General features: G+C 58.8%; 12 protein-coding genes. 4 read left to right on the top strand and 8 right to left on the bottom strand.

All coding sequences use genetic code 11. The features are described from left to right. The first annotated feature begins 48 nt into the window (after positions 1–48). Positions 49–525, top strand: a complete 477-nt coding sequence (locus tag FHU41_RS01825) for a GNAT family N-acetyltransferase (RefSeq protein ID WP_179387951.1) — start codon at positions 49–51, stop codon at positions 523–525. Beyond that, positions 522–1,817 carry an alpha/beta fold hydrolase gene (locus FHU41_RS01820; protein ID WP_179387950.1) on the top strand — a complete coding sequence of 432 codons (1,296 nt, stop codon included), beginning with the start codon at positions 522–524 and terminating at the stop codon, positions 1,815–1,817. Before FHU41_RS01825 ends, FHU41_RS01820 begins: the two co-directional genes overlap by 4 nt. Here the strand turns inward: FHU41_RS01820 and FHU41_RS01815 are convergent. The 3 genes from FHU41_RS01815 to uvrB form a co-directional block, all read right to left on the bottom strand. Continuing rightward, positions 1,780–3,129 carry an MFS transporter gene (locus FHU41_RS01815; RefSeq protein WP_179387949.1) on the bottom strand — a complete coding sequence of 450 codons (1,350 nt, stop codon included), beginning with the start codon at positions 3,127–3,129 and terminating at the stop codon, positions 1,780–1,782. The two genes, FHU41_RS01820 and FHU41_RS01815, sit on opposite strands and share 38 nt — an antisense overlap. A 78-nt stretch (positions 3,130–3,207) precedes the next feature. Then, positions 3,208–4,260: a TerC family protein gene (locus FHU41_RS01810; protein ID WP_179387948.1), complete on the bottom strand. Its 1,053-nt coding sequence runs from the start codon at positions 4,258–4,260 to the stop codon at positions 3,208–3,210. Between the two features lie 188 nt (positions 4,261–4,448). After that, the gene (uvrB, locus tag FHU41_RS01805; RefSeq protein ID WP_179387947.1) at positions 4,449–6,530 is read right to left on the bottom strand and encodes an excinuclease ABC subunit UvrB; all 2,082 of its coding nucleotides are present in this window, start codon (positions 6,528–6,530) and stop codon (positions 4,449–4,451) included. A gap of 148 nt (positions 6,531–6,678) precedes the next feature. Here uvrB and FHU41_RS01800 point away from each other — a divergent pair, with 148 nt between their 5' ends. Beyond that, the gene (locus FHU41_RS01800) at positions 6,679–7,011 is read left to right on the top strand and encodes a hypothetical protein (protein WP_179387946.1); all 333 of its coding nucleotides are present in this window, start codon (positions 6,679–6,681) and stop codon (positions 7,009–7,011) included. 26 nt (positions 7,012–7,037) lie between these two features. On the opposite strand, the gene coaE is transcribed toward FHU41_RS01800, so the two are convergent. The 3 genes from coaE to FHU41_RS01785 are packed head-to-tail and all read right to left on the bottom strand — an operon-like array spanning position 7,038 to position 10,079. After that, positions 7,038–8,261, bottom strand: coding sequence for a dephospho-CoA kinase (gene coaE / locus FHU41_RS01795; protein WP_179387945.1), 1,224 nt, complete (start codon positions 8,259–8,261; stop codon positions 7,038–7,040). Between the two features lie 4 nt (positions 8,262–8,265). Next, a complete protein-coding gene (locus tag FHU41_RS01790) occupies positions 8,266–8,868 on the bottom strand; it encodes a response regulator (protein ID WP_246279406.1) in 603 nt (200 codons plus the stop codon). 53 nt (positions 8,869–8,921) lie between these two features. Then, complete coding sequence (locus FHU41_RS01785; protein WP_179387943.1) at positions 8,922–10,079, bottom strand: sensor histidine kinase; 1,158 nt, start codon at positions 10,077–10,079, stop codon at positions 8,922–8,924. Positions 10,080–10,343: 264 nt separating this feature from the next. On the opposite strand from FHU41_RS01785, the gene FHU41_RS01780 reads away from it, so the two are divergent. Next, the gene (locus FHU41_RS01780; protein WP_179387942.1) at positions 10,344–10,895 is read left to right on the top strand and encodes a GNAT family N-acetyltransferase; all 552 of its coding nucleotides are present in this window, start codon (positions 10,344–10,346) and stop codon (positions 10,893–10,895) included. Positions 10,896–10,910: 15 nt separating this feature from the next. Here the strand turns inward: FHU41_RS01780 and FHU41_RS01775 are convergent, their stop codons facing one another. Continuing rightward, a complete protein-coding gene (locus tag FHU41_RS01775; protein ID WP_179387941.1) occupies positions 10,911–11,324 on the bottom strand; it encodes a hypothetical protein in 414 nt (137 codons plus the stop codon). Between the two features lie 163 nt (positions 11,325–11,487). Continuing rightward, the gene (rpsA, locus tag FHU41_RS01770) at positions 11,488–12,963 is read right to left on the bottom strand and encodes a 30S ribosomal protein S1 (protein ID WP_179387940.1); all 1,476 of its coding nucleotides are present in this window, start codon (positions 12,961–12,963) and stop codon (positions 11,488–11,490) included. Between the last annotated feature and the right edge of the window lie 163 nt (positions 12,964–13,126).

The following is a 13,126-nucleotide window of genomic DNA, read 5'->3' as shown; positions in this document are numbered from 1 at the left end:
GTATTGCGCAATATGTATTGTGCAATGCGAGTGCGATAGTCTCGAAGTATGAGCATTCGTCCCGCCGTCCTCAGCGACGTTCCGACCATTCTCGAACTCATTCACGATCTGGCGATCTACGAAAAGGAGCCAGACGCGGTCAGAACCACGGAATCGATGTTGGAAACCGCACTGTTTGGCCCCGAGCCCAAGGTTTTCGCCAGCATCGCAGAAGACGCCAGGGGCGTCCAAGGCTTCGCGTTGTGGTTCCTGAACTTCTCCACCTGGGAGGGCGTCCACGGGATCTACCTGGAGGATCTTTACGTCCGCCCGGAGGCTCGTGGCGGCGGCCACGGCAAGGCGCTGCTCAAGCATCTGGCCCAGACCGCCGTCGAACGCGGTTACGCCCGAGTCGAGTGGTGCGTGCTGAACTGGAACACCCCCTCGATCGATTTCTATCGCTCGCTCGGTGCGGCTTCGATGGATGACTGGAGTACCTTCCGGCTCACCGGAACCGCGCTCGAAGACTTCGGCGGCCGGGCATGAGCATCCCGACACATCGACCCGGCGTCCCGGTAGAACGGGACGGCCATCTCTATCGGGAACACCGCTTTCTACTGCCCCTGGACCACGCCGCGCCGGATGGCCGGAAGATCGAGGTTTTTGCCCGCGAAGTGTCCGCCATCGCAGCCCCTGAGGCTCCCTGGCTGGTCTACTTTCAGGGTGGCCCCGGGCACCCGGCGGATCGTCCGCTAACGCCAAGCGGCTGGCTGAAAGAGGCGCTCAAGGAGTTCCGCGTGCTGCTCCTCGATCAGCGTGGAACCGGCTTGTCCACACCAGTTAATCGACAAACCCTCCCCTTACAGGGCGACGCTGCGGCGCAGGCAGAGTATCTAAGTCATTTCCGTGCCGACTCGATTGTGGCGGATGCCGAAGCTATCCGACTGGCATTGGGGAGCGGACCGTGGTCCACTCTGGGGCAAAGCTTCGGTGGTTTCTGCTCGCTCAGCTACTTATCGCTTTTCCCAGAAGGTCTGCGAGAGGTGCTGATCACCGCGGGCCTGGCTCCGCTGCACGGCCATCCGGACCGGGTCTACCGCGCCACCTATGCCCGAGTCGCCGCCCGGAACGCGGAGTATTTCGCTCGCTATCCGGCGGATCAGCAAATCGCCCAACAAATCGCTCGGCACCTCACGGAGGTCACCGAGTTCCTCCCCACCGGAGAGCGATTCACCGCTCATCGGTTCCAGATGCTGGGGGCTTTCCTGGGTGGCAACACCAGGATCGACGGCCTGCACTATCTTCTCGAGGAAGCCTTCATCGAAACCCCCGAGGGCCGAAGGCTCTCCGATAAGTTCCTGGAGCAGGCTTCGCAGTTCGTTTCCTACGCCCAGAATCCGCTCTACGCGGTGTTGCACGAATCAATCTATTGCCAGGGCGAGGCTTCGAATTGGGCTGCCGCAAGAGTCGCGGCCGAGCGCGGTGATATGGAGCCCGAATCGGTGCCCTTCCATTTCACCGGCGAGGCCATTATGCCCTGGTACTTTGCGGAAGATCCTGCGTTGATCCCGCTCGCCGAGGTGGCTGAGATTCTAGCCCGCAAGGAAGATTGGCCCGCGCTCTACGATCTTGAGCAGCTCTCCCACAACCAGGTCCCGGTCGCGGCCACCGCTTATTTTGACGATATCTACGTAGACCACGGACTAGCCTCGGAGACGGCCTCCGTCGTAGCCGGGCTCAAGCTCTGGGAAACCGGCGAGTATCACCATGATGGTTTGCGCGCCGACGGTGAGAAGATTTTCAGTACCCTGCTGAAGCTCGCCCGCGGCGAAGGCTAGCTGACAGCAAATAAGCCAGTACGACGGCGGCCAGCACCGAAGCGATCAGGTTCAGGCCGCCATAACCCCAGGAAGCCAAAACCAAGCCCGAAAGTATGCTGCCCACAGCGGCCGAGAATCCCATCAGGGTGTCGGACACTCCTTGAGCTAGTACCCGCTGTTCCGCTGGCACGCTCTCGCTGAGCAAGGTTGCCCCGGCGATGGTCGAGGCTGACCAACCAAGGCCCAGCATCACCAGGCCAACGGTAACCGAAACGGCGTTTGCCTGGCCAAATCCTGCCACCGCCGCGGAGCCGAGCAGTAGCAACTGTCCCCCGACAATCACCGGGATACGGCCAAACCTGTCGCTGAGCCAACCGAAAAGCGGGGATAAGGCAAACATCCCGGCGATATGCAGCGAGATGCTGACCCCAATGATCGCGAGCACATCCATGCCTTGGTGGCCCATCGCCGCATGTTCATCGACTTGTTTGAGGTGCAAGGGCGTCATCGACATCACCGACACCATCACCACATGAGAGGCAATCACGGTAGCCAGGGCTAAAAGAGCCCGTGGCGAGGAACGGATTGCCGCGAACCCGGCTTTCAACGAGCCACCCTTCCGTGCGGAGTTGGCATTCCGCGCGGGGCGCACGGATTTGGAGGAATCCGGCTGAGTTGTTTCGTTCCGGAGCGGTTGGCGGCCAAGGGCTTGTGCGGTGAGCAAGGGGTCCGGACGTAGACCGAAATTAAGCAGTATCACCGCACAGACCATTGCTGCGGCAGAGAACAGGAAGGGACCAGCCATCTCTGGGAGGCCGAAGAGCGCTCCGAGCTGCGCACCCGGTTTGATCAGATTGGGCCCGGTCACCGCCCCGATGGTGGTTGCCCACACCACGATCGAAAGATCACGACCGCGATGGTGCGTCGAGGCTAGGTCCGTTGCCGCGAAACGGGATTGCAAATTGGCTGTGGTGCCTAGACCGAGTGCCGCGCCACCCAAAAGCAGCAGTGGGAAGGCTCGTAGCGACGCTGCGGCAATCATCAAGACCGCACCGGCCAAGGCAATCAGCAAGGAAATGGTGAGGGACATTCGACGACCGCGTGCCGCGGCCAAGGAAGCCATCGGTATCGCGGTGAAAGCGGCCGCCAGGGTTAGCAGCGTGGTGATCGACCCTGCCCAGGCCTCGGAGCCACTGAGATCCACGGCAAGCAGGGAACCGATCGAGAGCGCCGCGCCGCTCCCCACGCCACCAAGCAGCTGTGCTCCGGCCAGCACTCCAACGGTTCGGCGCTGAAGGGAACGGATTTTCGGATCAATGGTCTCGGTCACCCGCCCATCCTATGCCGCCGCGGTCACTGTCCCTGGGAGGAAACTGTCCTTGCCTGCCGCAACAGGCAAGGACTGGCATCAGGCTGAAGCGTTGCCCTGTTGCGGTTTCTCCGACTCTTCCAGGTGTGAGCGCTGCTCGGCATCGGCCAGATCCGGATCGACCTTGCCCTTTGAGACGAGCAGGCTCGCCACGGTGGCAATCAGAATGGTCGCCAGAATTACCACTAGGGAGAGCCAGGTGGGAATCTCGGGAGCCCATTCAATGCCGTGCCCACCGTTGATGAAGGGCAATTCATTTTCGTGCATGGCATGCAGGATCAGTTTTACGCCAATGAAACCGAGGATCACCGAAAGCGCGTGTTTGAGGAAAACTAGTCGCTGCAGTAGGCCACCCAGCAAGAAGTAGAGCTGCCGCAAACCCATGAGGGCGAAGATATTCGCGGTGAAAACGATGAAGGGTTCTTTGGTCAGGCCAAAAATCGCTGGGATGGAATCAACGGCAAAGAGCAGATCGGTCAGGCCGAGGGCGATGAAAACGATGAGCATCGGCGTCCACATCTTTTTACCGTCGACGACGGTACGCACCTTGCTGCCATCGAAGTCCTGGGAGACGGGCAGAATGGTGCGGAGTCTACGGATCAGCGCATTGTCCCCGGCGTCTTCCTCATCCTCGCCAGAGTCTCGGGCTTGTTGCCAAGCTGTGTAGAGCAGGAAGAACCCGAAGATGTAGAACACCCAGCTGAAGTTCTCGATCACGGCAGCACCGAGCAGAATAAAAATCCCACGCAACACTAGAGCCAAGATGATCCCAACCATTAGGGCTTCTTGCTGATACTTCCGAGGCACCCCGAAGCGGGCCAGGATAATAATGAAGACGAAGAGGTTGTCGATGCTCAGGCTATATTCGGTGATCCATCCGGCGACGAATTGGGAGCCGTGCTCCACCCCGGTGAAGACAAACATCAAAACCGCAAAGACCAGGGCTAAGCCAATGTAGAAGGCTATCCAGCCGCCAGCCTCTTTCATGGAGGGTTCGTGCGGACGCTTCAGCACCAGGAGCAGGTCGAAGAGCAGGACTAAGCCGAGAACCACGAAAGTTCCGACCTCAAAAATCACGGGTAATTCGGTCATCGAAGACCTTTCAGGGGTAGCAGATACGGCGGATCGCCGTAAGTCTCTCCGCTGATTCATTCCGAATCAACCGCTACGCCCGGCGGGGCAACATTGCCTCACGTGTTGACGTTCGTAGCACTTGGGATACTCCCCTACGCACTAACCAGTTTACACGCCAGGGTCGATGCCCCGATTACTGCTTCGACTCAGGCGTGACCTGCATTCTGCATCTGGCGCAATTCCTTCTTCAAATCGCCCACCTCATCCCGCAGCCGGGCAGCAAGTTCGAACTGCAACTCTGCCGCAGCGTTATGCATTTGCTCGGTAAGCTGTTCGATCAAGTCCACCAGATCCTCAGCCGGTACCGCAGCCAAGCCATCATGACGCACCGGGGTTGACGCCTTGCCGCGTGCTCGGCCCTTGCCCGCGCTCTCCAGCAGGCTCTGAGTGTCGGCGTCCTCACGAGCCAGCGAGTCGGTGATATCGGCGATTTTCTTGCGCAGCGGCATCGGATCGATGCCGTGCTCAGTGTTGTACGCTACTTGAACGGCTCTGCGGCGATTAGTTTCATCAATCGCCTTGGCCATCGAATCGGTGATCTTGTCCGCGTACATATGCACCTGGCCAGAGACATTTCGGGCTGCACGACCAATGGTCTGGATCAGCGAGGTGGCCGAGCGCAGGAAGCCTTCTTTATCAGCGTCCAAGATGCTGACCAGTGAGACCTCCGGCAGGTCGAGGCCCTCCCGCAAGAGGTTAATACCCACCAGCACATCGAAGGTACCTAAGCGGAGATCACGGAGTAGTTCCACCCGCCGCAAGGTGTCCACATCGGAGTGCAGATACTGCACTTTAATGCCGTGTCCCAAGAGGTACTCGGTGAGATCCTCCGCCATCCGTTTAGTCAGCGTGGTGACCAGAACTCGCTCGTCACGCTCCACCCTCATACGGATCTCGCCGAGCAGATCATCAATCTGCCCCTTAGTCGGCTTAATAATCACCTCTGGATCAATCAAACCTGTGGGCCGAATGATCTGCTGCACCACGCCGTCGGCCTTCCCAAGTTCATACTTCCCGGGTGTTGCCGAGAGATAGACCGTCTGGCCCACCCGCTCCAGGAACTCATCCCATTTGAGCGGCCGGTTGTCCATAGCCGACGGCAGCCGGAATCCGTGGTCCACCAGGGTGCGTTTCCGGGACATATCCCCTTCATACATCGCACCGATCTGCGGCACCGTGACATGAGATTCGTCGATTACCAACAGAAAATCATCCGGGAAGTAATCGATCAGGCAGCTCGGAGCGGTGCCGCCATCCCGTCCGTCAATATGCCGCGAGTAGTTCTCAATGCCATTGCAGAATCCCATCTGCTGCATCATTTCCAGATCGTAGGTGGTCCGCATTCGCAGCCGCTGAGCCTCAAGCAGCTTATTCTGTGATTCGAGTTCCTTCAGCCGAACTGCTAGTTCGTCCTCAATGCTGGCAATCGCCCGCGCCATCCGCTCCGGCCCGGCGACGTAGTGCGAAGCAGGGAACACATACATCTCGGTCTCTTCCCGGATCACCTCACCGGTCAGTGGATGCAAGGTATAGATCTTCTCAATCTCGTCCCCGAAGAACTCGATCCGCAGTGCCTGCTCCTCGTACATTGGGATGATTTCCACGGTATCGCCTCGCACCCGGAAGGTACCGCGATGGAAATCGACATCATTGCGCTTGTACTGCATACCGACGAACTTCCGCAGCAGGTCATCCCGATTCACCTGCTCGCCCTGCTTCAGGGTGACCATTCCCGAGACATATTCTTCCGGCGTGCCCAGACCGTAAATGCAGGACACCGAGGCCACCACGATCACATCACGTCGAGTAAGCAATGAGTTAGTAGCTGAGTAACGCAGCCGCTCTACCTCCTCATTTACCGAGGAATCCTTTTCGATGAAGGTATCGGTCTGCGGAACGTAGGCTTCTGGCTGGTAGTAGTCGTAATAGGAGACGAAATACTCCACAGCATTATTCGGCAGAAGCTCGCGGAATTCGTTCGCCAACTGGGCAGCCAAGGTCTTGTTTTGCACCATCACCAAGGTGGGGCGCTGCACTTGCTCAATCAGCCAGGCCGTAGTGGCGGACTTTCCGGTACCGGTGGCACCCAGCAGCACCACGTCCTTTTCCCCGTTATTAATCCGCTCGGTTAGTTCCTTGATCGCAGTGGGCTGATCGCCAGCCGGCTGGTATTCACTGATCACTTCGAAGGGAGCGACAACCCGATTGATCTCTTGCGCAAGACTCATACCTCTACGCTACTGCGTGTCACCGACAGTTTGCGAGACAGCGGCCAACAAACTGATTTCGAAGAGTCCTAGGGAATATGCTGGAAATTAGATAAAATATTGAAGTAACCTATTCGCTATTCATCTCAGAGCATTAAGAGAGGTCGCCATGAGTGACGCACCCGGGCAGCCGCCCGTCAATTACAACGCCCCCAACGGCAATTACCCTCCCGCCCCGGGCGGGGATTTCCCGGGCAAAACTCTGGGTATTGTGGGCTTGGTCTGCGCTATCTTGTTCAGCGTGGTCGGCTTGATCATCTCGATCATCGCCAATAATCAGTCAAAGAAGGCTGGGTTTAAGAACACCCCGGCTTTCGTGGGCATCATCATCGGTATCATCACCACCGTGCTGGGTATCATCGGCATCATCGTGTCTATTGCTACCTTGGCGTCAATCTCGACGCAGCTCAACAACACCAATTACGTGTTCCTCGGTTTCTAAACACTGCTGCTTAGAACCAAGCAGGATCAAACCCGGGGTGGCGTCCAGCCGCTCCGGGTTTTCCATGCCTCCAGTGCCGGTTCGGCGACCTCGGTAAACCAGGGCTCTTTGGCTTCCGCGTAACCAGCCGTGCTCTGGTCAGTGGCGTGAAGCGCGGCGACTCGACGCTTCTCCACCGCATAAGCCTCCCGCATCTCCGGTTCGGCTCGCAACCAATCCCGGAATGACAGGGCATAGTTAGCTCCCGCCGAGCCATCCACTCGAAGGTGCAGATTGACCGCGCGGCCAGGGTCAGCATTCCCGTGCAGACGCTTCTGCCAGTGAGCTGGGTCTGGATCGAAAGACTTCGGCACATCGGGGTAGACCCCAGGAACTCTGGGGAAGCCCGCCGCGGCAAGTTTCCCTTCCAGTTGATCGGCAAGCTCCAGAGAGGGAACCCTCAATTGCAGGTCGATAACGTCCTTGGCCTCAAGGCCGGGCACCGCGGTGGAACCAATATGGTCCACACCGACTGCACCCTCTCCCGCCGCGTCTCCTGACACCGCTGCCATGATCCTTGCCGAGAGCCTGCGCGCTTCCTCCGGCCACTCTGGATCGGCGGGACGCAAAATCGCCGGACCGGGTCGATCCGCTCGACGACCAAACTGTAGATTCAGGACAAAAGGTTCCAAACGAAGTTTCCACAGCCGTTCGACCTGAGCAAGCGCGTCCTCGACCTCGCCATTATTGTCGATCACGACGTCGGCCACCGCGAGTCGCTGCTGTCTGCTCGCCTGAGCAGCCATCCGCTGCCGAGCGAGCGACTCGGTCATCCCCCGGTCCCGGATCAGGCGTTCCAAGCGAATCTCATCGGCGGCGTCCACCACCAGCACCAGATGGAATGCGGCGCCCTGTCCGGTCTCGGCAAGCAGGGGAATGTCCTGGACCACCACTGCTTGAGCAGCGGCGGCAGCCTGCAAAGCGGCGGCTCGTTGGCGAACCAAGGGGTGAATAATGGCGTTGAGCTTCTCACGCAGGGCGTCTTCGGCGAAAATCTTTTGCCCCAGCACGGCCCGGTCCAAACTGCCGTCAGCAGCCCGAACCTCGGGGCCGAAAGCCTCTAGTACCCGGCTCAGTCCCACCGTCCCAGGTTCTACCACCTCACGAGCCAGCTGATCGGCGTCGATCAGTACCGCACCCAGTTCGGCAAGTCGCCGGGCAACCAGAGATTTTCCGGCGGCAATCCCGCCTGTCAGACCAATCGAAAGCATGACCTCAGTCTATGAGCTTGTGCTGATAGGCGAAGGCCACAATCTGAACCCGCGATTTCAGCCCCAGCTTGAACAAGGTGCTACGTACATGACTCTTCACCGTCGCTTCGGAGAGGAAGAGCTCACGGGCTACCTCCACATTGCCAAGTCCTCGGGCCACCAGGAAAAACACCTCCTGTTCACGTCCGGAAAGCATCGAAATGCTGGAAAGGTCGGGAGCGCTCTCGTTGCCAGCGCCGATCAAACGGTCGAAGAACGCGGCAGCAGCCTCCGGGGCTATCACGGCATGCCCGCGATGCACGGTGCGGATAGTGGCTAGCAGAAATTCCGGCTCCGCACTTTTGAGCAAATAACCGCTAGCCCCGGCACGCATCGCATCCACAATAGCTTTGTCCTGTTTGAAGGTGGTTAGCGCAATGATCTTTGGCGGATCTTCTGGTCCTGCGTCCGCCAGCAACTTCGCGGTAGCGATCACCCCGTTCATCACCGGCATCCGCAAGTCCATCAAAATCACCTCGGGACGGCTCTCCGCCGCGACTCTGAGCGCCTCCGCCCCGTCACCCGCCTCCCCGACAAAACGCAGATCGGGCTGCGATTCAATCAGCATCTGGATCCCGGCTCGGAACGAAGGTTGGTCATCTACCAGCATGACGCTGATGGTCATAGTGTGCCGTTGCTGACAGAGGGCAGCCCGTGAGCCGTGTTTCCTGCTGTCACGACAACTCTTCCTGAGGCTTCGGATGCCTCCGGATACGGAACGAATGCTGAGACCTTGAATCCGGTCCCGTCCGGTGCCGCACTCAAGCTGCCACCAGCGGCAACAGCCCGTTCCTGCATACCCGGGATGCCGCGACCGGTCCCGGGCAAAGACGGCAGCACCTGGTCTAGTTGCGGTGAACTCGATCGGATCATCAAGGCGAGACCATCGCCCTCCCAATCACAGCGAATGGTCACCGAAGATCCTCGGCCGCCGTGTTTGAGTACATTCGTCAATGATTCCTGGAAAATCCGGTAGATCGCCAGTTGTTGAATCCCAGCGAATTCCCCGGGGGTACCGCGATCTTCGCGATGCAGCAACAACCCCGAGTCACGCATGTCCCGAAGCAGAGCCGGTAACTCGGCAAGCTCCGGCTGTGGCGCTGTGACATCACCACGGCGTACGTCATCGATCACGTTCTGCGCATTGATCAGGGCGTTGCGAGCTGCGTTCGAGATCTCCGTCAGGGCGCGTTCCACAGCTTCCGGCCGCAGGCTACCGATGTATCGAGCACCGTCGGCCTGAGCCACCACCACGGCGAGAGAATGAGCCAAAACATCGTGCAGATCCCTGGCGATCCGGTTCCTCTCCTGGGTCACCACAAGTTCCACTTCGGCGTTCTGTAGCTTCGCCTTTGTCTGAGCTGTCTCTGCTGATAAAAGTGCCCGCTCCCGCACCGAGCGAAGGAACATCCCAAGCAGCCAGGGCACTACAGAAATAATCATGAAGGTGGAAACCTGGACGGCGTAAACCCCCAACATCTCAATAGTTCCTGGCCAGTTGCTAGGTGGTTTGATCACACCGATTCCGCCGCTGTACTGCCGAGATGTCAGTAGTACACCAATGGCCGCTGCCGACCCCAGAGCAACCACGAGAGCTGCCCAGCGAGTTGATCGAGCTCCGTTGTAGGCCACAAAAAACACCACTGGAGCAATCGCGAAGTAGCCATACCAGGTCACAAAGGAAAACAAAGGGAAGGTATACAGCAATTGCCCACAGATAACCACAACGATGACTGCCAGGGCGCTCCGACAAAATTTTGCCGAAATTGCAATCGCCATAATGAACAACGGAATAGGGTTAAGAATATCGATCCAGGACAGCAGACTCAGTTGTCCGTATATCTGCGAAATGCTCCAGCTTTCAAATCCTAGAAACAGCAAAGCACAGATTACCGCTCCCCGACTCCGGGCGCAGATATCGACAACTCGCATGTTTCCAAAGTACCCGTCCGAGCTCTAATCCAGCAGTCTCGACCACGGTTTTCCTCCAGTTTCCAGCCGAATTCAGCCCAAAGGATGAGATCGCGGTTTTAGACTGGTGCGATGGACGAGTCCGGAAAATCACGGTCGGCGGAACCGGTATCGAACATCGAACTGCTCCCGGTGGACGAGGAGATGCTCGGCCTGCTGGCAGAGGTAGCCCTAACGAACGCCAGCGCGGACGAAGTCACTCCCCCGCTGGGTGCTGCTCAGGCGGACAGCCAAAAGTGGCAGCAAGGCTGGAACCCTGAACGATTAGCCTGGTTCTATGAATTCCACCGGGCAGCCCGAGCCGGATTGGATGGACCTGCGCGCTGCCTTACCTGGGCAATCTGCCAGAACGGTGTTCCCCGCGGCTCGATAAGACTGGCGCAGGATGAAAATTCCGAATTGGAAACCGGGATTTGGCTGGCACGGAACAGCCGTGGCCGGGGAATGGCTTCGGCTGCCTTTGCGCTTCTCCAGGCCGAGGTCATCAAGCTAGGAGCCAGCACGCTGTTAGCAAAAACCACTCGAGGGAATCTCGCCGCCCGCGCCCTTCTCGCCGCCTTCAACGGACAGGAAGCTTTCGACGGCGAACTGGTCACCGTCCGGCTAGAACTCCAGAAGGGCTAATCCAAGACTTCCCGATCAGCCCTTGCCGTAGCCAGGAACGGCATTAATAAACCTGGCGGTAGCTCCCGGGGCTCCCGGCTGGAGTCGCCCAGAGTTCTCCGGAAGCTCCAGACTAAAAGGCGTTCCTATGGCCTTGCCATACTGATAGTCGTCGCTAATCAAGATCACTCGCTCGGGACTGATCTCCTTGATCACCACATCGATGGGTTCGTCGGCATCCTCAACCTCAAGTTTCCAGCGCGAGGCTAGGTAACTCAGACCGCGCTCGATCAATAGTTCTTCCGCTTCCTGATAGGGCAGCGGCGTCTCCCCGTACACCTGGCGACCCAGCAGATCATAGGGTACGAAGCCGTCGTCGACCATCTCCAGATAGCCAACCACCTCACGGTCATCGGGGCGGATCACGCTGATCCATTCAGTAGAAATCATGGTGCACCTCTTTTCGGGATGGTCCACTGGCTTCGGGATAGCCCAGTGACGGGACAGTGACCTATCCCGAAGTCGGCGGGCTATCCCGAACCATTAGACAGGGTTAAAACACGGCGGGCCGGCACTCGAAAGTGCCGACCCGCCGATGGAACCAGTTACCGGATTAGTTTCCGGTCAGCTTCTCACGCAGTGCGGCGAGAGCTTCGTCAGAAGCCAGGGTACCGGCGTCCTCGGTCGGCGTCTCGACAGCGGAAGAGTAGCTGGTCGCAGCGGATTCGCTGCTGCCCTCGGACTCGGCGGCGGCGTCGTCCGCAGCGTGCTGAGTAACCTGCTTCTTGTGAGCTTCCCAGCGGGTCTGAGCCTCAGCGTACTGCTGCTCCCAGGTAGCGCGCTGGGTCTCGAAGCCCTCAAGCCACTCGTTGGACTCCGGATCGAAGCCCTCCGGGTACTTGTAGTTGCCTTCTTCGTCGTACTCGGCGGCCATACCGTAGAGTGCCGGATCGAATTCGGTGGACTCGGGGTCAACACCCTCGTTAGCCTGCTTGAGCGAGAGCGAGATCCGACGACGTTCCAGATCGATGTCGATGACCTTGACGAACAGCTCGTCGCCCACGGAGACAACCTGCTCGGCCAGCTCCACGTGGCGGACGGCCAGCTCGGAGATGTGAACCAAGCCCTCGATGCCGTCTTCGACGCGTACGAACGCACCGAAGGGAACCAGCTTGGTCACCCGGCCCGGGACAACCTGGCCCAGAGCGTGCGTGCGGGCGAAGGTCTGCCACGGATCTTCCTGCGTAGCCTTGAGCGAGAGCGAAACCCGCTCGCGATCCAAATCGACCTCGAGCACCTCGACGGTGACTTCCTGGCCAACCTCGACAACCTCGGAGGGGTGGTCGATGTGCTTCCAGGACAGCTCGGAAACGTGAACGAGTCCGTCCACGCCGCCCAGGTCCACGAAGGCACCGAAGTTGACGATGGAGGAAACGACGCCGGGACGAACCTGGCCCTTTTCCAACTTGTTGAGGAAGGTCGAACGAACCTCGGACTGAGTCTGCTCGAGCCAAGCACGGCGAGACAGCACCACGTTGTTGCGGTTCTTGTCGAGCTCGATGATCTTCGCTTCGATCTGCTGACCGATGTACGGAGCCAAGTCGCGGACTCGACGCATTTCCACCAGCGAAGCAGGCAAGAAGCCACGCAGACCGATATCCAGGATCAGGCCGCCCTTGACAACCTCGATAACCGTACCTGTGACCACACCGTCTTCTTCCTTGACCTTCTCGATATCGCCCCAGGCACGCTCGTACTGCGCGCGCTTCTTGGACAGGATCAAGCGGCCTTCTTTGTCTTCCTTGGTGAGCACCAGGGCTTCAACCTCATCGCCAACGGAAACGACCTCGGAAGGGTCGACGTCGTGCTTGATGGAGAGCTCACGGGAAGGAATGACGCCTTCGGTCTTGTAGCCGATGTCGAGCAGAACTTCGTCACGGTCAACCTTGACGACGGTTCCTTCGACGAGATCGCCGTCATTGAAGTACTTGATGGTGGCATCAATAGCGGCGAGGAAATCCTCAGAAGTACCAATATCGTTGATCGCAACGACAGGGGTACTGGTCTTTTCTGGGGTGGTGATGGTCATGTAGTAGGGACTCCGATTTGGATTGTTTGGTGGGTAAAGCTTGACTGAATGCGCGCAATACACGCCCGTTTAGTCTAGTTGGAAGAGGCAAGTAACGCAAAACACATGACAAGTTCTCAGCAAGCGGAACCGAACTCCGAGCAGCCACCCGGAGGTAGCCTCC

Source organism: Psychromicrobium silvestre (assembly GCF_013408295.1).
Classification (GTDB): domain Bacteria; phylum Actinomycetota; class Actinomycetes; order Actinomycetales; family Micrococcaceae; genus Renibacterium; species Renibacterium silvestre.
The sequence above is the reverse complement of the archived record's forward strand: the minus strand, read 5'-3'. Positions and strand labels throughout refer to the sequence as shown.

Bases quoted from the DNA above. Each gene is read 5' to 3' on its own strand.
- FHU41_RS01780 (WP_179387942.1), top strand. From the start codon at position 10,344: ATGGACGAGTCCGGAAAATCACGGTCGGCGGAACCGGTATCGAACATC.
- rpsA (WP_179387940.1), bottom strand. From the start codon at position 12,963: ATGACCATCACCACCCCAGAAAAGACCAGTACCCCTGTCGTTGCGATC.
- FHU41_RS01810 (WP_179387948.1), bottom strand. From the start codon at position 4,260: ATGACCGAATTACCCGTGATTTTTGAGGTCGGAACTTTCGTGGTTCTC.
- FHU41_RS01825 (WP_179387951.1), top strand. From the start codon at position 49: ATGAGCATTCGTCCCGCCGTCCTCAGCGACGTTCCGACCATTCTCGAA.
- coaE (WP_179387945.1), bottom strand. From the start codon at position 8,261: ATGCTTTCGATTGGTCTGACAGGCGGGATTGCCGCCGGAAAATCTCTG.
- FHU41_RS01775 (WP_179387941.1), bottom strand. From the start codon at position 11,324: ATGATTTCTACTGAATGGATCAGCGTGATCCGCCCCGATGACCGTGAG.
- uvrB (WP_179387947.1), bottom strand. From the start codon at position 6,530: ATGAGTCTTGCGCAAGAGATCAATCGGGTTGTCGCTCCCTTCGAAGTG.
- FHU41_RS01820 (WP_179387950.1), top strand. From the start codon at position 522: ATGAGCATCCCGACACATCGACCCGGCGTCCCGGTAGAACGGGACGGC.
- FHU41_RS01790 (WP_246279406.1), bottom strand. From the start codon at position 8,868: ATGCTGATTGAATCGCAGCCCGATCTGCGTTTTGTCGGGGAGGCGGGT.
- FHU41_RS01800 (WP_179387946.1), top strand. From the start codon at position 6,679: ATGAGTGACGCACCCGGGCAGCCGCCCGTCAATTACAACGCCCCCAAC.
- FHU41_RS01785 (WP_179387943.1), bottom strand. From the start codon at position 10,079: ATGGCGATTGCAATTTCGGCAAAATTTTGTCGGAGCGCCCTGGCAGTC.